Below are 19,682 nucleotides of genomic sequence, written 5' to 3' on the forward strand. Positions count from 1 at the left end.
ATCGAAGTGTGTCGGCCATAACAACGTCGCGCCCACGATTTTGCTTTTTGATTTCTCCAATGCCGGGGTCAAGTTTTCCTATCAAGGCAAACCATGCGCCTGAGGTAGGCACACGTTACCAAAAACTAACAAAAAAGAGGAAACACCACCATGCACGAAATCATCTGCCCACACTGCCACAAAGCCTTCAAGATCGACGAAGCGGGGTACGCCGACATCCTCAAGCAGGTGCGTGATGGCGATTTTGAAAAGCAGTTGCACGAGCGGCTGGAGTTGGCCGAGCGGGAAAAGCAGGGCGCGATTGCCTTGGCCGAGGCCAATGTCACCAATGCGTTGCAAAAAACAGCGGCGGCCAAAGACACGGAGATTCAGGCGCTGAAAGCCCAGCTCGACGCGGGCGAGGTGGCGCGCAAGCTGGCGGTGACGGAGGCTTTGGGCAAGGTGAGCAAAGAGCGCGATCAGTTGGCCAACGAGCTGAAGGCCGAACAGGAGAGGGCGCGCAACAGCAGCCAAGCGGCAGCCCAGTTGGCCGAGGCCAAGCTGGCCCATGCGCTGCAGGCCGAGGCTGCCAAAAAGGACGCCGAAATTCAGGCGCTGCAAGCCAAGCTGGCGGCCAGCGAGACAGCGCGCCAACTGGCCGTGAACGAGGCCGTGGGTGTGGTCGCCCAAGAGCGCGATGCCTTGAAGAGTGAGCTCAGCCTCATCACCGTCAAAAACCAGCTGGAAGAGAAAGCCATCAAGGAGCAATACGCCTTGCAGCTGCGCGACAGTGATGCCGAGATTGCCCGTCTGCGGGACATGAAGGCGCGGCTGTCAACCAAGATGGTGGGTGAAACATTGGAGCAGCACTGCGAAATCGAGTTCAACCGCATCCGTGCAGCCGCTTTTCAGCGGGCGCATTTTGAGAAAGACAACGACGCCCGCACCGGCAGCAAGGGTGACTATATTTTTCGGGACTCAGACGAGTCGGGTGCCGAGATCGTCTCCATCATGTTTGAGATGAAGAACGAAAGCGACGAAACGGCCACCAAGAAGCGGAACGAGGATTTTCTGAAAGAGCTGGACAAGGACCGCACAGAAAAAGCCTGCGAGTACGCGGTGCTGGTGTCCCTGCTGGAGCCGGAGAGCGAGTTGTACAACAGCGGCATCGTGGATGTGTCGCACCGCTACCCCAAGATGTACGTGGTGCGGCCGCAGTTCTTTGTGCCCCTGATCACGCTGCTGCGCAATGCCGCTTTGAACGCGATGAAGTACAAGTCCGAGCTGGCCTTGGTGCGCTCGCAGAACGTGGACATCACCAAGTTTGAAACCCAGCTAGACGAATTCAAGACGGCGTTTGGCCGCAATTGGCGCTTGGCCTCTGAGGGCTTTGAAGAAGCCGTCAAGCGCATTGATGAAGCCATCAAGGACTTGGAAAAAACCAAGGAAGCGCTGCACAAGTCGGCCAACAATTTACGCTTGGCCAACGACAAGGCCGACGACCTGACGATCAAGAAGCTCACCCGCGGCAACCCCACGATGGCGGCCAAGTTTGAAGAGTTGACGGGGAAGAGCCCCGACTGAGACGGCGCTCAATGCGCCCCGAGGTAACACCCCTCAGCCCGCTCTCCATCCGCTTCATCACCTTCTTCGCTGCACAGTGCAGCAATCAAGGCAAGGTCGGCCACTTGGCCGGGTAGCAGCAGCTCTTCATTGGTCCAGCGTTTGACCAAGTGGCCATTAGCCACGCCGCCAGTGTGTGGGGCTTGGTAGGCGCGGCGGTGTTGCATGGTCACGCCGCTGTTGGCGTTGGCAATGAAGCGGCTTTCGCCCAAGGCCCAAGGTTCAAAGTAGGCGTTGGCGGCGGCATCGACTTGGCGGAAGTAGCTGCGTGCGCCTTCTGCGTTGAGCTTCTTGCGCACGGTGCGCGTGATGAGGCCTTGCAGGTGGTCTAGCGCGGCGTAGTCCATTTGGCTCAAGGCTTCGGGGCTCATGTCTTGCGTGGCCAGTGCGGCTGTGGCGGCCAGCTCGGCGGGCAGCACTTGCACCATGGCTTTGACCACATCGCGGTGCGGCGCTACGGCAGTGGCCACGCCGCGTGTTTGCGGCTGAATGGGGCAGCGAATTTCCACAAAGCGCGGCTTGACGGGGCCTGTGCAGCCGTCGTGGTGGTAGTACTCGCCCTGGCTCAGCCGCCCTTTGCTGGAGCGCCCACGCACATCGCGGTAGGTGGGGTGTTGGGTGTGCGAATTCAGGCAGACGACCAAGCCCGTGGCATCGACCAGCTTGTAAAAAGCTTCGCGCCATTCGGGCAACAGCAGTTTGTCGTGCAGGTAGTCGGTGGGCTCGGTGCCTTCATGGCCGACTTCACCTTCAATCACCAACACAAAGGGCTTGGGTCGGCGCACGCGCCACAAGGCATTGGCAAACGCCAGCACCGAGCTGGCGTGTTCAGAGTGTGTGGTGGCGCTGTGGCTTGTGAGGTTTGACATGACGGTTCCTTGCTCTGAAGGTTTAAAGCGACAAAGCTTCCCACACCCGATACGCTGCATACGCATCGTTGGCGGCATACACCAGTTGCGATTCGCTCAAGCGTTCATTGGCCCAGTTGCTGGTGGCGGCCTTCTTTGATTTTTGAAAACGTTGCTTGAACAGCACCGCCACCGCGCCCTTGACGCCCACTTCTTTGCGATAGCCTTGCGCTTTGAAAATGCTGTTCAGTTCCAGCACATCTGCTGGCTCCACGCCAAATTTTTGGATGATGCGTTTGCGGTCATCGCCCAAACCAAAGCCGGCTTTGGCAATGCCTGGTCGCGCTAGCAAGTCGGCTGCCACCGCGCGGCAGTCGAGGTCGTGCAGCTGAAACACCCAAGCGCGTTCGCGGGTGGAAAGCTGCAACACATGCGGGCCATCAGACGCTTCGCCCACGCGAAAGGTGGGCTTGGATTCAGTGTCAAAGCCCCAGGCGCGTGAGGCCATCAAGGCGTCATGTGCGATCTGGGCTTGCTTGGCTGTGTTGACCAAGGTGATGCGGTCTAGCCCCAAGCGTTCAAACGGGGGGAGCAGGGCGATGGCTTCTTTGTCGGGCGTGTCTAGGCGTTGTGTCATGTGTTGCTGTTCTGATCTCAACGCTTTTTAGGCTTGCGCGCCGTCTTCTTTGTTTTCTCAATCGCCTCTTTGCGCACGGCGCGTTCGGCGTCTGCAATTTTTCCTTCGGCCAACCACGCGGCAAATTGCTCGGGCGTTTCTAGCGTCACGCGACCCAGCGCCGCTGTGCGGAAATCGTGAATGACGATGTGCGCGGCTTTGGTGGTGTTGATGCGCCCACCGCTTTGCACTGCACCGCGTTTGCGACCAATGGCGTCCAACATTTCTTCGTCGGTGTGGCTGGCCACGTCGTCGATGTTGTAGCGCTTGTGCAGCACGTCGGGGTAGTGGGGAATGAGGTAGTTGAGCAGCTCAAGCGCCACGGTTTCTTCGTCAAACGCGTTCACGCCAATCGCGCCGCTGGCGGCAAGGTTAAAGCCGCTTTGTTCGACGATGATGCGAGGCCACAGCACACCGGGGGTGTCGTACAAATAAAAGTCATCGGCCAAGGCGATGCGTTGCTCTATCTTGGTCACACCCGCTTCGTCACCCGTTTTCGCGGCGCGTTTGCCTTTGAGCGTGTTGATGAGGGTGGACTTGCCCACGTTGGGAATGCCGCAAATCAGCACGCGCATGGGCTTGGCCATGCCGCCACGGTTGGGGGCGAGTTGTTGGCAGTTGTCGATCAGCGCTTTGGCGGGCGAGGACATGCTGGTGTCTAGACCAATGGCGCGCACGCCGGGCATGGCGTTGTAATGGGCCAGCCACATCGCGGTGCGCTCGGGGTCGGCCAAGTCTTGCTTGCTCAGCACCTTGAGTGCGGGCTTGCCTTGAATGAGCTCGGCCAACATCGGGTTGGCGCTAGAGCCGGGCAAGCGGGCGTCGAGCATTTCGATGACAACGTCAATCTCTTTGATGCGCTCCCCAATCGCTTTGCGCGTGAGGTGCATGTGTCCGGGGAACCATTGAATAGCCATGTCTTGATTGTCGTTCACGCGGAATGGGTGGCTGTCTGCAATCGCAGATGCAAGTCATCGCCCAAATCGACGGGGAGTTGTTGCTTGGCTTTGAGGTAGTGCTCGGTGAACACATCAAAGTAGGCGTTGAGGGCGGTCGCGGCTTGCGTGTCGTTGGCAAGGTCTAGGCACATGGCGCCCACTTCGGCGGTGCAAAAGTGGGCCTCGCTTTGTGCGCGTCGCAGTTTGTAGCGCGACAGTTGTTCGGGGTGCAGGCTTAACACGGGGAAGTTTTGCAGGTAGGGGCTTTTGCGAAACATCTTGCGCGCTTCGTCCCACGTGCCGTCGAGCAGGATGAACAAGGGGCGCTTGTGGGCTTCATGCGCTACGTTATGCACCACGCGTTGCGATTCAGCAAACGCGCTAGGGAACACCACATAGGGTTGCCATTGCGGGTCGCTTAACAACGCGAGCAAAGTCGGGTCAACTTCGGTGCGCGCCCAGCCAAACGCAAAGGTGTCAGCCACCACATCGGCAATCAGCCAGCCCGTGTTGCTGGGTTTGAGTGGTTCGATGTCGGCCATCAGCAAACACATGCCTGCGCGTGTGGACACGTCGGGGCGCAGTGAGCAGATGCAGTGTGTGGGCACCAAGCGGCAGCCTGCGCAGCGTTCACCTTTGGGGCCGCCTCGGGCTAGAAAAGGTTTGACGCTGCGGGCGAGGCGGGTTGCGCGTAAGCGCGCAACGGCGTGGGGTAAATCTGCGGTCAAGGCGAAGGTCGAGGCAATTGAAGGTGCTGGCAGCGGTGGCTTTGTTTGACGGCTATGGCTTAGTCGGCCACATTGCATTCGCGGCGCAACAGCGACAGTGCATCGTGCAGTTTGTAGTCGTGGTCGCTCTCCAACGTGACGAGCGATTCGTCAATGAAGGCTTCCCACATGGCTATGTAATCGTCTTGATGCTCAGCCGGTGCATTGGCTTGGATGAATGCCGTCGCCAGCTCGGGTTGCACGCCTGATTTGCGGATTTTGCGAATCAGCGTGGTTGCCGTTTTTTCGGTCAGCAGTGTTTTGCCGGTACTACCCGTGGCAATGCACAAGAAGAGAGTGAGCAGCGAGCTGTCGTCGCTGTGCCCGCCCGTGGCTTTGGTCCATGCGGCAGAGGTTTGGCGATCAAAGTGGTCAACCTCAGACAAACCATCCTCTACCCAAAAGTAGCGGCCTACAAAAGCCGGTGTTTGGTTGAAGAGTTTTTGTGGCGTCAACTTGGCATCCAAAATTTTGGGCAAGTCGGCTTCCACACTTAGGCGCACGTGCTCGACCGCTGCTTTGAATTCGGCGGGCAAGTTTTTGGGCGCAACCAAGTGGATGGTTTTGGTGGCGCTGGGCTTGCGCAGCGTGGCGATGATTTTTTGAAAGGCCACCCAGTCAGGCATGTCTTTGTGTTTGGTGGCAGCAGCCATCAGCGCGGTGCGAATCACGGCTTCGGCATCGCAGCCCGCTTCTTCTAAATCGTCAGCGTGCAGGCCCAGTTGGTCCGCCATCCAAATGGCGGCGTCGATGACGTGGGCCACTTGTTGGCGCTTGGCCAGCTCGGCTTGGTAGTCGGCCAAATTGCACAGCGACCATTTGGCCAATTGCGGGATGTGTTTGTCGCTAAAGCCGCCGTGCTCGTTCATGCCAAAGTGCGTGTTTTGCGGCATGACGATGAGCGCTTTGAGCATGTCTGAAGCGGCCTTCGAGCGCGAAAGAAAAGAGTGCTCGCGCAGCTGCTCTGCGGCTTTGCGCAAATCGCCACCGCTTTGAATTTGCAACGTGAGGCTGACCATGTTGACGATGCGGTCCTTAGCCTTTTCAAGCTCAGGACGCAAGAACTCGCTGCCAAAGTAACGCGCGATTTGCACCATGCCTTTAGGCGCATCGGTTTGGATGGCGTCTAGCTTGGTTTGGTCCAACACGCCGTGTTGCACGCCGTAGGCAACCGCCTTTTCAAAGAAAGGGCGGTCATCAAAAAGGGCAACAACAGCTTGCGTCATGGTCTGTGGGTTTAGATGGCAGATTCTTCGTCAGAGTCACGCGCGGCGGGGGTGGCTTGGCCGCGGTCGGTGGCGCTGGTCTCGACCTTGCCGTCGTCGTCTTCCTCGTCGTCTTCCGACAGGCCCGCATCGTGGGCACGTGCTTTGGCGCGAAGTACCAGCAACATTTCGATGAAGAGGTCTGGAATTTTGTGGCGCAAGATCCACGCGAGTTGCATCCAGTCTTGGTCGGCCACTTCGTCTTCTTCGACGCGGGGCTTCACATAGGCGGAGCCGAGCAGGGCGCTTTCAGACAGCATGTCGCCGTCGTCTTCCATGGTGTCGAATGTGCCAGTGCGTGCAAAGGCTTCGATGCGGCTCCACTTTTCGCTGAAGTAGTCGGCCAGCGCTTCAGCGCCGCCTTCCAAATCGCCAATGGCGGTGAGGAACTCAACCGTGTCTGCATCGTCGCGAAAGATGATGGAGTTCATCATGCCGCGCAAGTGGGTGCGGGTGAGGTCTTTGTATTGTTTTTCAATCACCACGGCGCGGGCAAATTGCTCGGGCGTGACCAGCAGGTTGATGACCGATTCTTTGGACGTGTCGTACTCACGAATCACGGCCAAGATGTCTTTGGGGGGCAGCTGCGCCAGCACCACCATCAAGGCTTGGTCGCCTTCGGCATCGGCCAGCTCGACGAGCGCGGCTTCTGCGCCCGTGATGTCGCCTGCGGCGATGAGGCTTTGCGTTTTGGCAATCAGTGCGATGGCATTTGTTTTGTCGGTCATGGGGTCACCTGTTTATTCTTTGCTGTCGAAGCCTTGTTCGACCATCCATGCGTTGCCCGCTTCTTCGCGTTCACGTGCTTCGCGCTCCTCGTCTTGTTCGGGCTGATCGCCACGTTCGACGTTCTCTAAATCTTCGTCGGCATCGGCGTCACTTGACTGTGCGGAGGAGCGCATAGGCGTGCCGTGCATGTATTCGAGGGCCGCAGCCACGCTCATGAACCAAGCACCCACAGGCTCTGCCAAGATTTGGTCCACCATGGGTTGTGCCCAAGGTGCAATGCGGATGCCTTCAGACACAGCATCCCAGCTCAGTAAATCATCGGCGTCTAAGGTGATGAAGTGGTCCATCAACTCGGGCTCATGAAACTCAAAGGCTTGGTGCAACACCACAGCCACCATTTCGGGGTTGAGATCCAGCATCTGTAGCAAAAAGCCCAGCTCTTTGCGCTTTTCAGCCAAGCGTTTGTCGAGGATGTAGTGACCTTCGGAGTCTGAGTTGAGGTCGTCCAGCTCGGCTTGGTAGGCCGAACGCAGCTCTTGGAAGAATGGAGAAATGCTCATGTTTTGCTTATGGAAACGTTGCTTTTGAATCAGAACGTTTTTATGAACGATTCAGCACTTGCTGAAAGTAGGCGGTCCAAATTTCGCGCGCGGTTTGCGCAGGGTCATCTAACAAATTACGGCGGCGGTTGTCGTCGTAGGCTTTGCGTTTGGTCTCGTCTGACAGCACGTCGTAGGCCTCTTGCACCTCGCGAAAACGCGCAGGCGCGTCTTCGGCGGTGTTGCGGTCTGGGTGAAACTGCGAGGCTTTTTGGCGGAATGCGCGTTTGATGTCCGCCAGCGTGGCATCGCTTTTCAGCCCGAGGGCGGCGTAGTGTTCAGACACGTTCGGTTCTTTAAAAATGACAGCGCTTGAAAAATCAAAGCGCTTGCTTCAGGCGAATCTCTTCCACCTTGACGGGGCCCATGGGCACGGTCTTGGCGCTGGACATTTCGCGTTTGAAGCCGGCCAACTCATGAAAGCGCATGGCGCGGTCGTTGGCGATGGGCACCCAAATGGACACATGGGTACAGCCTTCTTCTTGGAGGCCTTCACGGGCGGCGTCCCACAACGCCAGGCCGACGCCTTGGCCCCAGTAAGCAGCATCCACGTAGATGTCCCAAATTTCGCCCAGGGTGTTGGGCGTGCCTTTGTCGCGAGAGCGGTCGTAGCCCACAAAGCCCACGATCTTGCTGCCGTCGACGGCTACTTGCACTTGAGGTTCAGCAAACTCAATGGCTTCGCGCCAGTAGGTGGTGCTTTTTTCTTCGGGCACCGGCAGCACTTTGCTACCGGTTTGCATGGTTTTGAACGCTTCTTTGGCGGTGGCGGCGTACAGCTCGGCGATTTTGGCGGCGTCGCGCATGGTGGCGGGACGGACTTCAACAGTTGTCAGGTCGGACATGGAAAGGGAAAATTCAGTGAACAGATAAGACCGCTATTGTCCCAGTAAAACCATCCCTTGCACGGAGTTAGGTAGAGTAGTGCCTTCGCTGCTTGCGGCCTTCTTTTTCAAACTCCCAACCCCATGCTTATTCTTGCCCCGATGGAGGGCTTGCTCGACTTTGTGCTGCGCGACGTGCTGACCCGCATCGGCGGGGTGGACCGCTGCGTGTCCGAGTTCATCCGCGTCACCAACACCTTGCTGCCCGAGCGCACGTTTTTGCGCATCGTGCCCGAGCTGACGAATGGCGGGCGTACGTTTGCTGGCGTGCCGGTGCGGCCTCAACTACTGGGGTCAGACCCCCAATGTTTGGCGGACAACGCCGCGCGCGTGGCGGGCATGGGCTGCGACGGGGTGGACCTGAACTTTGGTTGCCCCGCCAAACAAGTCAACCGCCACGGCGGTGGCTCGGTGCTGCTGCAAGACCCCGAGGTGCTGTACCAAATTGTGCGAGCGGTGCGCGCCGCGGTGCCCGCCCATCAAGTGGTGTCGGCCAAGATGCGCTTGGGCTTCAACGACGACAGCACGGCGGAGGAATGCGCCTTGGCGCTAGAGGCGGGTGGTGCCAGTGAAATTGTGGTGCACGCCCGCACCAAGGCCGATGCGTATCGCCCACCCGCGTATTGGCACCGCATTGCCGACATCAAAGCCAAGGTCAAAACCCCGCTGGTGGCGAATGGCGAAATTTGGAATGTGCAAGACGCCATCAATGCCCGTGCTGAATCAGGTTGCTTTGACTTGATGTTGGGCCGAGGCATGGTGACCAACCCTGGACTGGGCTGGGCCATTCAAGCGCACGACGCATCTGCGAGTGGTTTGCCTGCACCCGCTCGCGTAGTGCGTTGGCAAGACCTGCCGCCACACCTGCACACGTTTTGGCAAATTGTGTCGGGCCATGTGAGCGAGCGTCACCAAGCGGGGCGCTTGAAACAATGGCTCAACTTTTTGCGCAAACACTACCCCGAGGCCGAGGCTGCGTACATGCATGTGCGCACCTTGACCAGCCCCAAAGACATCCACGCGTGGATGGATGCCACCCGCGCCAACCCCGAACACGCCACCCAATCCGCATGAACGACGACCACACCCCAGACCATTCGCAAGACGACACCCAAGAGAGCGGCTTTGTGCAAGAGCCCCGCCTATGGCAAAACGAAACTTGGACAGCCAAGGTCATCAAAAACGACGATGACGACGGCTGGGCGGTGGCCATGTTCAAAGACGGCGAATCCGAAGCCGCCTTGATTGGCCCGTGGACCATGGGCCGCGACAAAAAGAACCCCAAGCCCTTGGACGGCACGGCGTTCATCACCTTGGTCAAAACCGCTTCTGAATTTGTGCGCCGCAGCGAGCAGCAGTTGCACGCGACGCTGCACCAGGCCGTCACGGTCAACGGCCAAACAGGTCGCGTGACCGTGCTGCTAGACATCGTGCCCGATGACGACAACCCCTACGCCACACTGAGCGCGCAAGACGAGGGCGGCGACACGCTGGCTGAGGTGCGGGTGGAGGCTGGCTTCAAGCTCAACCGCAATACCGCTCAGGCTTGGGTGGATGCGGGGTTTGAGAAGCCAAAAGGCGCACGGGGCTGAGCCTTACCTTGGCTTGATGCCTCTCGCACCCGCGTGACAGCAATTTGACATTGAGGGGCCCGACGCGCGGCATACTTCGCTGACTCATGTCGAACAAACACCTTCATCCATGGCAAGTTCTCACGGGCGGCATTTGCGGCTTGGTGCTGACCATCGGCTTGGCCCGTTTTGCCTACACGCCCTTGTTGCCTAGCCTGCAAACCCAAACCGGATTGACCGACGCGGCCGCTGGCGGTTTGGCCGCCATCAACTACGCGGGTTATATGAGCGGTGCTTTAGCCGCCACTTGGATTGACGATGTGCGCTGGCGGCATTGGCTGTACAGCGCTGGCTTGTGGATGGCCTTGCTCACGGTGGCGGCGATGGCGCTGACCACGTGGATGCCTGCATGGGCTTTGATTCGCTACATCGGCGGCTTGTGTGGTGCCACGGGCATGTTGCTCGGTTCAGGTTTGATCTTGGGTTGGCTGATGCGCCAAGGGCGTCGGCCTGAGTTGGGTTTGTATTTCATCGGCTTAGGGCTGGGCATTGTGGTGTCGGCGCTGGGGGCTTGGGGCTTGGCACAGCTGTGGCCCACATGGTCGGACCAATGGTTGGCCTTTGCGGCTTTGGGTTTGTTGTTTTTTGTGCCCGCTTGGAAGTGGCGTCCGCCTGTGCCACCCCAGGTGGTGGTGGCGCATGACGCAGCGCCTGCAGCAGGCTTGGGCTCACGCCGCTGGGCGTGGACCATGCTGACCAGTTACTTTGCCGCGGGCTGGGGCTTTGTCATCAGTGCCACGTTCACCGTGGCCATCGTGGAGCGCGAGCCTGCGCTGGCGGGCCAAGGTCCGTTGGCTTGGGCGATGGTCGGCATGGCGGCCATGCCTGCGGTGTTCATTTGGGATTTGGTGGCGCGGCGTGTGGGTGACAAACGGGCTTTGCTGTTGGCGTTTGGTTTGCAAACGCTTTCGGTCATGCTGCCGGCCATGTCGGGCGAGTTGTGGGCGGCACTCGCGGGGGCAGTGGGATACGGCGCTACCTTCATTGGTATTGTCAGCATGACGCTGGCACTTGTGGGGCGCCGCGCGCCTAACAACCCAGGCAAAGCCATGGCCAAACTCACGCTCAGCTATGGCGCAGCGCAAATGCTGGCCCCCGTGGTGGCAGGCTACATGGCTCAGACCACGGGCACGTTCAAAGGGGCGTTGTGGCTGACCGCTGGCGTCATGGCTGCAGGCATGGCGCTGCTGGCAACCTTGCCAAAAGACGACTAAATAACAGACACGTCGCCGCATCGTTGAGCGAAAACCCCGAGCTTTGAGCAGGTCGTGCAGGCCCCACAATACGGGACAAGTTCCAGGGCGCCCCTGCTGTTTTTAAAAGCGATTTACCGTGCCCACTCAAAGTTTTATTCTTGGCAAAGACGCGCCACTCGAATCCACCATCAACACCCTACAAGCCAAGTTGCAGGCAATGGGGTTTCACATCCAAGAGAAGAGTTGGCTCAACCCCGTCGATGGTGTTTGGTCGGTCCACATCCGTGACCGCGATTGCCCTGTGTTGTTTGCTAACGGCAAAGGCGCCACGCGCATGGCGTGTTTGGCCAGTGCCTTGGGTGAGTTTTTTGAGCGCTTGGCGACCAACTATTTTTGGACACATTTCTACCTAGGCCCCCTCACAGCGGATGCCTCGTTTGTGCATTACCCGCAAGAGCGTTGGTTTGATTTGACCGACGATGGCTCGTGGCCCAAGGACTTGCTCAACGCCGAGCTGCACACGTTTTACAACCCAGAAGGCAACATCGATTGCGCCAACTTGGTGGATTTCAACTCCGGCCACGTAGAGCGCGGCATTTGCGCCATTCCCTATGTGCGCCAGCGCGATGGTGAGACGGCGTTCATCCCCGTCAACATCATTGGCAACTTGTATGTGAGCAACGGCATGTCAGCGGGCAACACCGCGCTTGAGGCTCGAACGCAAGGCTTGTCTGAAATTTTTGAGCGTCACGTGAAAGCCAAAATCATCAGCGAGGGCATTTGTTTGCCCGATGTGCCTGAAGCCGTCATCAACCGTTATCCACGCATCGCTGTGGGTATTGCCGCTTTGCGTGCCGCAGGCTTTGGCATCTTGGTGAAAGACGCATCACTCGGCGGGAAGTATCCCGTGATGAACGTGACTTTGCTGCACCCCGAAGACCAAGGCTGTTTTGCCAGCTTTGGTGCGCATCCTCGTTTTGAAGTGGCGCTAGAGCGTGCCTTGACCGAGTTGCTGCAAGGCCGCGCGTTGGACACTTTGGTGGGCTTCCCACCACCCACGTTTGATTTGGATGAAGCGGCCAGCGCTCCCAACATTGAAATTCATTTCGTCGATTCCAGTGGCGTGATTCACTGGGAATTTTTGGGCCAAATTCCAGACTATGTGTTTGTGGATTGGAACTTCTCCAGTACCACTGCCGACGACTATTCGTATTGTGTGAAACGCATGCACGACGATGGCTTTGATATTTACATCGCCGACTTCGAGCACTTGGGTGTGTACGCCTGCCGCATTTTGGTGCCGGGCATGTCTGAGATTTACCCCGTGGACGACCTCGATTTTGAGAACAACAGCATCGCCAACGAGATGCGTGAAGCCATCCTCAACTTGACCGACCTCGACAACGAAGAATGCAGCGATTTGTTGGCCTCGTTGAACGAGTCCAACTTGGCAGACGAGCGCCCTGTGGCAGCCTTGATTGGCATGACACCGGATGCAGGAAGCTTCTGGGCAGACCTGCGCGTGGGCGAACTCAAAACCCTCTTGGCCTTGGCGTGTGGCGATGAAGCCGCCACGGTGGAAGGCTGCGAATGGATTCGCCACTTTGACCAAATTCCCCAGCAACGCCGCTCGGTCTATGCCTGCATCGAAACCTTGGTGTTGCTCACCGACCGTGGCGACACCGCGCCCTATGTGGGCGCGATTCGCCAGTTGTATGGCGCAGGTGTGTTTGAGCAAGCCCATGCGCTCATCATGCAAACCGACCGCTTCATGGGCATCTCAGCGCCGGGTTTGATGATGAATGGCTGCGAGATGCAGCATAAATTGTGGGCCGCGTATGAGAAAGTGCAGGCGTATAAAAGCTAACAGCCTGCGAGCCAAACACCAAACAAAAAGCCGCTTTGAAAGCCACTTAAAGGCCAAGACTCTCCAGCACCACCACCCCTTTGGGTGTTTGCAAGGTGGCTTTGAGGTTGGCTGGCCCTTCGGTCACCGTCACACGGTTGAGTTCAATCGCGTCATAAGCGGCTTGCAACTTCGCGGCGCTGGGGTGGATCACCTCTAGGCTTTGCAGCGTCACACCCGAGCGGGTGAGGGTGTTGCGCGGATGCAGCTTGAGCGGGTCGGTCGCTTCGGGCTTGCCCCATTGAATGAGTGTGGGCATGCAGCCATCAAACAAACGTTGGCCATCGGCGCGCACTGAAATTTGCCAGTTGAGCGTGCCACGGTTGGTGCGTCGGCTGGCTGAGATGGCGGGGCCGCGGTCAATGCCTTGCATGCGCACGGCCATGCGTGCGGCTCGGATGTCGGGGGTATTCACCACAAAGTGGACCAAGCGCGGTTCTTTGGCGACAGCCTTTTGCAAGGCGGGGTCGTCCATGTCGTACCAGCGCGTCGGGCAGGCGCGTTTGGGGCGGACGGCTTGGGGGTCGATGGCGATGATTTCGACATAGGCCATGGGGTTGGAAGGCGAGGCCACTTTGAACAAGCGGTTGTGTGTGCCGTACAGCGTGTGCTCGCCGCCGGGGCCAGGCGTGATGCCCAGTGTGTCTTCGCACCATTGCACGCCTTGTTCTAGGCTTTTGGCAACGATGACGAGGTGGTCTATTTGTGTGTGCATGGGGCAGCACCATACCACTAGGGCTGAGCGAGTCTTTGACGCAGTTCGGTTTTCAGCACTTTGCCGTAGTTGTTCTTGGGCAAGCTGTCGACCAGTTCGTAGCGCTTGGGGCGTTTGAAGCGGGCGATTTCTTTTAAGCAATATGTGTCGAGGTCTTGCGCGGTGACGGTGCTGCCGAGTTGTGTCACCACAAAAGCCACGATGATTTCACCCCACTCGGGGTCGGGTGCGCCCACCACGGCCACTTCGCTCACGCCCGAGGCTTGCAACAACACTTCTTCCACCTCGCGCGGGTAGACGTTAGAGCCGCCGCAGATGATGAGGTCTTTGCTGCGGTCTTTGAGTGTGAGAAAACCATGCGCGTCTAAGCAACCCATGTCACCCGTGAACAACCAGCCCTCGCGAATGGCGGCTTGCGTGGCTTCTGGGTTGCGCCAGTAGCCGGCCATCACGCTGTCACCTTGGATGAGCACTTCACCCACCTCACCCAAAGGCAGATCGTGTCCCTGCTCATCGGCGATGCGAATTTGCACCGGCGTTTGCGCCACGCCGATAGACGCCAAGCGTTGCGCATGTTCGGGGTGGGTGGTGTCGCTCAAATGAAAGCGAGACAGGGCCGTGCCCACCATGGGGCTTTCGCCTTGGCCGTAAATTTGTACAAAGCGCGGGCCCATGAGGCGCAGCGCGCGTTGGATGTCTGCCGCATACATGGGTGCGCCGCCGTAGACGATGGTTTTGAAGGCGTTGCCACAGTCTTCGGCGGTTTGTTGTGTTTGCTCAGCATGGTCGACCAAGCGTTTGACGATGGTCGGTGCAGCAAACATCGACAGCGGACCAACCGCCTGACCCAGTTCAAACAACTCCGCTGCGTCAAAGCCGCCTGAAGCCGGAACCACATGACGTGCACCAGCCATCAAATGCGGGATGGCATACAAGCCTGCGCCATGCGACATGGGGGCGGCATAAGCGATAGTGTCTTGCGCGGTGATGGCATCCACATCGGTGAAGTAAGCTAGGCCCATGGTCATCAAGTTGCGGTGGGTGATCATCACGCCTTTGGGGCGACCCGTGGTGCCGCTGGTGTAGAACAGCCAAGCGAGGTCGTCCGACTGGCGCTCAACGATGGGCTTTGTGGGGGGCTTATCACTTGCGTGAGGTAGGGCCCATAAGTCATCGGCGTTTGGGCTATCCACATCGATGACGCGCTGCAACCCTTGCAATTGTTCGCCAGTGTCTGTGGTGACGTCTGCCGTCACGTCAGATGTGATGAAGGCCCAGCTGGCTTTGGCGTTGTCAACAATCCATTGCGCTTCACGCACATGCAGTTTGGCATTGATGGGCACCACCGCCAAACCTGCCCACCATGCACCAAACATCACTTCCAGATAGCGCGGGTGGTTGTGCATGAACAGCGCCACGCGGTCGCCTGGTTGCAGGCCCGCATCTTGAAACTGTTGGGCCAGGTGCGCGCTGCGTTGCGCCCATTGCGCGTAGGTCGCCACGGCATGTGTGCCATGAAAAATAGCAGCGCGGTTAGGAAACTGACGCGCCATGCGCTGGAGTAAATGAGCCAAATTCAACGAAATCTCTCCACAAACAAGTGAATGGGTGAACGATACAACGATTAACTGTGGGAGGATTCAGCCCTTATGAATTCCAGCAAATCTGTGGGTGACCGCCCAGCCGAAGGCGAGCGCCTTTCCAAACGCATCATGCAACTGCGCGACTGTTCGCGCCGTGAAGCCGAGCAATACATTGAAGCGGGCTTTGTGCGCGTTGATGGTGCGGTGGTGCAAGAGCCGTCACGTCGTGTGACCACACAACACGTGACGGTAGATGCACACGCCAGTTTGCTCAACCTCATGTCGGTCACGCTGATTTTGAACAAACCTGCGGGTTGGACCGATGGCCTAGAGCCATTGCCGATGAAAAAGCCTGCGCCAGTCGGGCGCGCTGCCGTGCCAACACGCGTGCCTAAAGGTCCGCAAAACGTGCGCACCTTGCTCACCACCGAGCAACACAGCAAGCATGACCACAGTGGCGTGCGTTTTTTGAAAAGTCATTTGGCCAAACTCGACGCCAGCGTGCCATTGGAATATGAAGCCAGCGGCTTGGTAGCCTTCACGCAAGATTTCCGCGTCCAGCGCAAGCTGATGGAGGACATGGCCTTCATTGAGCAAGAGCTCATTGTGGATGTGCGCGGCGAGGTGACGCCCGATGCGTTGCGTCCGATTGAACGGGCCATGCGCGACGAACGTTTGCGTTTGCCCGATTTCAAAATCAGCGTGGGCAGTGCCAACCCCGAGCGCAGCAAGTTGCGTTTGGCCGTGAAAGGCTCGCACCTGGGTTTGGCGGTTTACCTGTGTGAATTGGCTGGGCTGGAGATCTTGGCGCTGCGCCGCATCCGTTTAGGACGCGTGAGCTTGGGCGATTTGGAAGAGGGCGCTTGGCGCTATCTGAGCGAAGGCGAGCGTTTTTAACGCTCTGCTGCGCTTAGTTGCTGAGGCTGTCGCCGTTGGCCGCAGGTGCCACGCGACGCGCGCCTGTGAAACGGCGGTCCCAATAGGCTTGGCGCATATCGTCCACGCGCACTTGTTGGCCTGGCTTGGGTGAGTGGATGAACTTGTTGTCGCCCACGTAAATGCCCACATGGCTGAAGGTTTGGCGCATGGTGTTGAAGAACACCAAGTCGCCGGGCTTCAAATCTTGTTTGTCGATTTTTTCAGTGGCCGCAGCTTGTTCGCTGGCACGGCGCGGCAGCACTTTGCCCACGGTTTGCTCAAACATCGAGCGTACAAAACCGCTGCAATCAAAACCGGTGCTGGCATTGGTACCGCCTCGGCGGTAGGGGACGCCCAAGAACGTCATGGCGTTGACCACCAAGTCTGACGCCGTGTCTCCGACGGATTGGCGCATGTGGTCCATTTGCGCGACGATGCCGCGCTCCGCCAGATAGCGCTCGATGTCGTCTGCGGCATTGTTCGACGGTGCAGCATGTGCACTGGCGACGCAGCAGAGGATGAGGAGAATTCGTTTCAACATAACCGCTTATTCTAGCTGTTTTATCTGCTAAATCTTATCAAATATATCGCGTAAGTTGTTGATTTACCTAGGGTTAATCCTAAAGTAAACGATATTGACAAACGTCCTCTAGCCGCATCGTCGATACTTGGTGCTTTCTACAAACCTATTTGTACTTCGCATGTTGCTCGACGACCAAGAATCCCAACTCGTGCTGGTGGACTACCAAGCGCGCCTGATGCCCGCCATTTTTGAAGCCGATTTGGTATTGGCCAACGCCATGCGCCTGGCCCAAGCTGCCCACTGGATGGAGGTGCCAACCTATGGCACGGAACAAAACCCAGAAAAACTGGGTCCCAATCCTGTGGAGTTGCGTGCCTTGTGCCGCCGTACCTTGCCCAAGATGAGTTTCAGCGCCTGTGCCGATGGCCTGAGCGAGGTGTTGCGACCCGCGGCGCGTGCGCCCGCTGGCAATGCCCGCAGCTTGCCCAAGCATTTGCAAAAGGCCGTGCCGCAAGAGCCTACGCGCCAAAGCATCGTCATCGCCGGCTGCGAAGCCCATGTGTGTTTGCTGCAAACCGCTTTGGACTTGCTAGAAGAAGAGTATTCCGTGTGGGTGGTGACCGACGCCTGCGGCTCACGCACCGAGCGCAACCGCGACGCAGCCTTTGACCGTTTGGCCGGTGCGGGTGCCGAACTGGTGACGACCGAGATGGTTTTGTTTGAATGGCTGCGCTCAGCCGAAGCCGACCCCTTCAAAGAAATTCACGCCCTGATCAAGTAAAGGGTAATTACCCACACCAAAAGTCAGCTTGTTGCAAGTACGTTCTTCTCATAATTATGAATTCAGTGCAAATTCGTTTTTAGGAGAAGTAGATGGTTGCTTATGCAGATTTTCACCGCCGTTCCATTGAGGATCGCGACGCTTTTTGGTCTGAGCAGGCCAAATTGGTGGAGTGGGAGACCCAGCCACAACAAATCTGTGATTACAGCAACCCGCCGTTTGCCAAGTGGTTTGTGGGTGGCAAAACCAACCTGTGCCACAACGCGGTAGACCGTCACCTCAAGGACCGCGCTGACCAAGCGGCCTTGATCTTCGTCTCGACCGAAACCAACCAAGAGCACACCTATAGCTTCCGCGATTTGCACGCAGAAGTGCAGCGCATGGCGGCCATTTTGAAAGATCTGGGCGTCACCAAAGGCGACCGCGTCTTGATTTACATGCCCATGATTGCCGAAGCGGCGTTTGCCATGTTGGCTTGTGCGCGTTTGGGTGCTATCCACTCGGTGGTGTTCGGCGGCTTTGCGTCTCATTCTTTGGCGACCCGCATTGAAGATGCGTCGCCCAAAGTCATCATCAGCGCGGACGCGGGTTCACGCGGCGGCAAAGGCGTGCCCTACAAGCCCTTGCTCGACGAGGCGATCAAGCTGTCGGCACACAAACCTGCCAATGTCATCATGGTGGATCGCAAATTGGCGGCTTTCACGCCCGTGGCTGGTCGTGATGTGGATTACGCCACTGAGCGCGCCAAACACATGGACACCGTGGTGCCTTGCGAGTGGGTAGAGTCCACCCACCCCAGCTACACCTTGTACACCTCGGGCACGACGGGCAAGCCAAAAGGCGTGCAACGTGACACCGGTGGTTACACCGTGGCTTTGGCGTCCAGCATTCCCCATATTTACCAAGGTAAACCTGGGGGCACTTTCTTCTGTACCAGCGACATTGGCTGGGTGGTAGGGCACAGCTACATCATTTACGGTCCATTGATTGGTGGCATGGCCACCATCATGTATGAAGGTCTGCCGATTCGCCCAGACGGCGGCATCTGGTGGAGCTTGGTTGAGAAGTACAAAGTCAATGTGATGTTCAGCGCGCCCACGGCCATTCGTGTGCTCAAAAAGCAAGACCCCGCTTTGTTGACCAAATATGACTTGTCTAGCTTGCAAGCTTTGTTCTTGGCGGGTGAGCCTCTGGACGAGCCAACCGCCAAGTGGATTTCAGAAGGCCTGAACGGCAAAGCCATCATCGACAACTACTGGCAGACCGAAACCGGTTGGCCCATCTTGACCATTTGCAACGGTGTCGAAAAAGCACCCAGCAAGTTTGGCTCACCTGGCAAAGCCGTTTACGGCTACAACGTCAAGTTGGTCGACGACCAAACTGGCGAAGAGTTGACCGGCGCTAACCAAAAAGGCGTGTTGACCATCGAAGGCCCATTGCCTCCCGGCAACTTGCAAACCATTTGGGGCGATGACAAGCGTTTCGTCAGCACCTACTGGAACACCGTGCCGAACAAGCTGGTTTACAGCACCTTCGACTGGGCTGTGCGCGACGAAGACGGCTACTTTTTCATCTTGGGCCGCACCGATGACGTGATCAACGTCGCGGGTCACCGCTTGGGCACCCGCGAAATCGAGGAAAGCATCTCCAGCCACCCCAACATCGCCGAAGTGGCGGTGGTCGGTGTGGCCGATCAGCTCAAAGGCCAAGTGGCCATGGCGTTTGCGATTGCCAAAGATACCTCTGGCTTGACCGACGACGCAGCCCGCAAAGTCTTGGAGGCCGAAGTCATGAAAGTGGTGGACAGCCAACTCGGTGCGGTGGCTCGCCCATCCCGTGTGATTTTCGTGACATCATTGCCCAAGACACGCAGTGGCAAATTGCTGCGCCGTGCCATTCAGGCGGTGTGTGAAAAGCGCGATCCAGGTGACTTGACCACCATCGACGATCCAACCGCTTTGCAACAGATCAAAGACCAAATCGTTTGATTTGGCGCCCACGGCTGGGTTTTCGGTGGCACAATCTTGGATGCACTAGGTCAATCCTGACCACAGTCGCATCCGCTAACCGGTCCAGCCGTGTCGCGGAGGTTTTTTTCCAACCAGCTAATGTTCCCTGCAG

The 19,682-nt window shown here is 58.0% G+C and carries 20 protein-coding genes; 8 read left to right on the forward strand and 12 right to left on the reverse strand.

Translation table 11 applies throughout. The features are described from left to right. Positions 1 to 150 precede the first annotated feature (150 nt). On the forward strand, positions 151 to 1,563 hold the full coding sequence (locus B9Z44_RS13510) for a DUF2130 domain-containing protein (protein ID WP_108402674.1): 1,413 nt from the start codon (positions 151 to 153) through the stop codon (positions 1,561 to 1,563). Positions 1,564 to 1,571: 8 nt separating this feature from the next. On the opposite strand, the gene B9Z44_RS13515 is transcribed toward B9Z44_RS13510, so the two are convergent. Genes B9Z44_RS13515 through B9Z44_RS13555 form a run of 9 tightly spaced genes read right to left on the reverse strand, consistent with a single transcriptional unit; the run spans position 1,572 to position 8,260 of the window. Next, a complete protein-coding gene (locus B9Z44_RS13515; protein WP_108402675.1) occupies positions 1,572 to 2,471 on the reverse strand; it encodes a hypothetical protein in 900 nt (299 codons plus the stop codon). Between the two features lie 22 nt (positions 2,472 to 2,493). Beyond that, positions 2,494 to 3,087, reverse strand: a complete 594-nt coding sequence (locus B9Z44_RS13520; protein ID WP_108402676.1) for a 3'-5' exonuclease — start codon at positions 3,085 to 3,087, stop codon at positions 2,494 to 2,496. Positions 3,088 to 3,104: 17 nt separating this feature from the next. After that, positions 3,105 to 4,043: a ribosome biogenesis GTPase YlqF gene (ylqF, locus tag B9Z44_RS13525; RefSeq protein WP_108358873.1), complete on the reverse strand. Its 939-nt coding sequence runs from the start codon at positions 4,041 to 4,043 to the stop codon at positions 3,105 to 3,107. A gap of 14 nt (positions 4,044 to 4,057) precedes the next feature. Beyond that, the gene (locus B9Z44_RS13530) at positions 4,058 to 4,792 is read right to left on the reverse strand and encodes a tRNA-uridine aminocarboxypropyltransferase (RefSeq protein ID WP_245912821.1); all 735 of its coding nucleotides are present in this window, start codon (positions 4,790 to 4,792) and stop codon (positions 4,058 to 4,060) included. A 59-nt stretch (positions 4,793 to 4,851) separates the two neighbouring features. Continuing rightward, the gene (locus B9Z44_RS13535) at positions 4,852 to 6,057 is read right to left on the reverse strand and encodes a hypothetical protein (RefSeq protein ID WP_108402678.1); all 1,206 of its coding nucleotides are present in this window, start codon (positions 6,055 to 6,057) and stop codon (positions 4,852 to 4,854) included. 11 nt (positions 6,058 to 6,068) lie between these two features. Next, positions 6,069 to 6,824 carry a hypothetical protein gene (locus B9Z44_RS13540; RefSeq protein WP_108358541.1) on the reverse strand — a complete coding sequence of 252 codons (756 nt, stop codon included), beginning with the start codon at positions 6,822 to 6,824 and terminating at the stop codon, positions 6,069 to 6,071. 12 nt (positions 6,825 to 6,836) lie between these two features. Beyond that, positions 6,837 to 7,385 carry a hypothetical protein gene (locus B9Z44_RS13545; RefSeq protein WP_108358542.1) on the reverse strand — a complete coding sequence of 183 codons (549 nt, stop codon included), beginning with the start codon at positions 7,383 to 7,385 and terminating at the stop codon, positions 6,837 to 6,839. Between the two features lie 40 nt (positions 7,386 to 7,425). Further along, positions 7,426 to 7,710: a DnaJ domain-containing protein gene (locus B9Z44_RS13550; RefSeq protein ID WP_108358543.1), complete on the reverse strand. Its 285-nt coding sequence runs from the start codon at positions 7,708 to 7,710 to the stop codon at positions 7,426 to 7,428. Positions 7,711 to 7,744: 34 nt separating this feature from the next. Next, positions 7,745 to 8,260: a GNAT family N-acetyltransferase gene (locus B9Z44_RS13555; protein ID WP_108358874.1), complete on the reverse strand. Its 516-nt coding sequence runs from the start codon at positions 8,258 to 8,260 to the stop codon at positions 7,745 to 7,747. Positions 8,261 to 8,392: 132 nt separating this feature from the next. On the opposite strand from B9Z44_RS13555, the gene B9Z44_RS13560 reads away from it, so the two are divergent. The 4 genes from B9Z44_RS13560 to ycaO all read left to right on the forward strand — a co-directional run bounded on the left by B9Z44_RS13560 (position 8,393) and on the right by ycaO (position 13,002). Then, positions 8,393 to 9,382, forward strand: coding sequence for a tRNA dihydrouridine synthase (locus B9Z44_RS13560; RefSeq protein ID WP_108358544.1), 990 nt, complete (start codon positions 8,393 to 8,395; stop codon positions 9,380 to 9,382). Continuing rightward, complete coding sequence (locus tag B9Z44_RS13565; RefSeq protein ID WP_108358545.1) at positions 9,379 to 9,900, forward strand: hypothetical protein; 522 nt, start codon at positions 9,379 to 9,381, stop codon at positions 9,898 to 9,900. Before B9Z44_RS13560 ends, B9Z44_RS13565 begins: the two co-directional genes overlap by 4 nt. Positions 9,901 to 9,986: 86 nt before the next feature. Next, positions 9,987 to 11,153 (forward strand): YbfB/YjiJ family MFS transporter, encoded by a 1,167-nt coding sequence (locus tag B9Z44_RS13570; protein WP_108402679.1) that lies wholly within the window; start codon positions 9,987 to 9,989, stop codon positions 11,151 to 11,153. A 118-nt stretch (positions 11,154 to 11,271) separates the two neighbouring features. Then, positions 11,272 to 13,002: a 30S ribosomal protein S12 methylthiotransferase accessory factor YcaO gene (gene ycaO, locus B9Z44_RS13575; protein ID WP_108402680.1), complete on the forward strand. Its 1,731-nt coding sequence runs from the start codon at positions 11,272 to 11,274 to the stop codon at positions 13,000 to 13,002. 46 nt (positions 13,003 to 13,048) lie between these two features. Here the strand turns inward: ycaO and B9Z44_RS13580 are convergent, their stop codons facing one another. Both B9Z44_RS13580 and B9Z44_RS13585 read right to left on the reverse strand, forming a co-directional pair. Then, positions 13,049 to 13,756, reverse strand: coding sequence for a VOC family protein (locus B9Z44_RS13580; RefSeq protein WP_108358548.1), 708 nt, complete (start codon positions 13,754 to 13,756; stop codon positions 13,049 to 13,051). A 17-nt stretch (positions 13,757 to 13,773) separates the two neighbouring features. Next, positions 13,774 to 15,336, reverse strand: a complete 1,563-nt coding sequence (locus B9Z44_RS13585; protein WP_108402681.1) for a class I adenylate-forming enzyme family protein — start codon at positions 15,334 to 15,336, stop codon at positions 13,774 to 13,776. 69 nt (positions 15,337 to 15,405) lie between these two features. Between B9Z44_RS13585 and B9Z44_RS13590 the strand changes: the two genes are divergently transcribed. Next, positions 15,406 to 16,236 carry an RNA pseudouridine synthase gene (locus B9Z44_RS13590; RefSeq protein WP_108358550.1) on the forward strand — a complete coding sequence of 277 codons (831 nt, stop codon included), beginning with the start codon at positions 15,406 to 15,408 and terminating at the stop codon, positions 16,234 to 16,236. Between the two features lie 13 nt (positions 16,237 to 16,249). Here the strand turns inward: B9Z44_RS13590 and B9Z44_RS13595 are convergent, their stop codons facing one another. Continuing rightward, positions 16,250 to 16,798 carry a C40 family peptidase gene (locus B9Z44_RS13595; RefSeq protein WP_108358551.1) on the reverse strand — a complete coding sequence of 183 codons (549 nt, stop codon included), beginning with the start codon at positions 16,796 to 16,798 and terminating at the stop codon, positions 16,250 to 16,252. 160 nt (positions 16,799 to 16,958) lie between these two features. Here B9Z44_RS13595 and B9Z44_RS13600 point away from each other — a divergent pair, with 160 nt between their 5' ends. Together B9Z44_RS13600 and B9Z44_RS13605 are read left to right on the forward strand one after the other, a co-directional pair. Then, on the forward strand, positions 16,959 to 17,561 hold the full coding sequence (locus tag B9Z44_RS13600; protein ID WP_108358552.1) for an isochorismatase family protein: 603 nt from the start codon (positions 16,959 to 16,961) through the stop codon (positions 17,559 to 17,561). Between the two features lie 92 nt (positions 17,562 to 17,653). Next, entirely contained in the window at positions 17,654 to 19,549 is a 1,896-nt protein-coding gene (locus tag B9Z44_RS13605; protein WP_108358553.1) for a propionate--CoA ligase, read from the forward strand. Positions 19,550 to 19,682: the final 133 nt, after the last annotated feature.

It is taken from the genome of Limnohabitans curvus, from assembly GCF_003063475.1.
Classification (GTDB): Bacteria; Pseudomonadota; Gammaproteobacteria; order Burkholderiales; family Burkholderiaceae_C; genus Limnohabitans; species Limnohabitans curvus.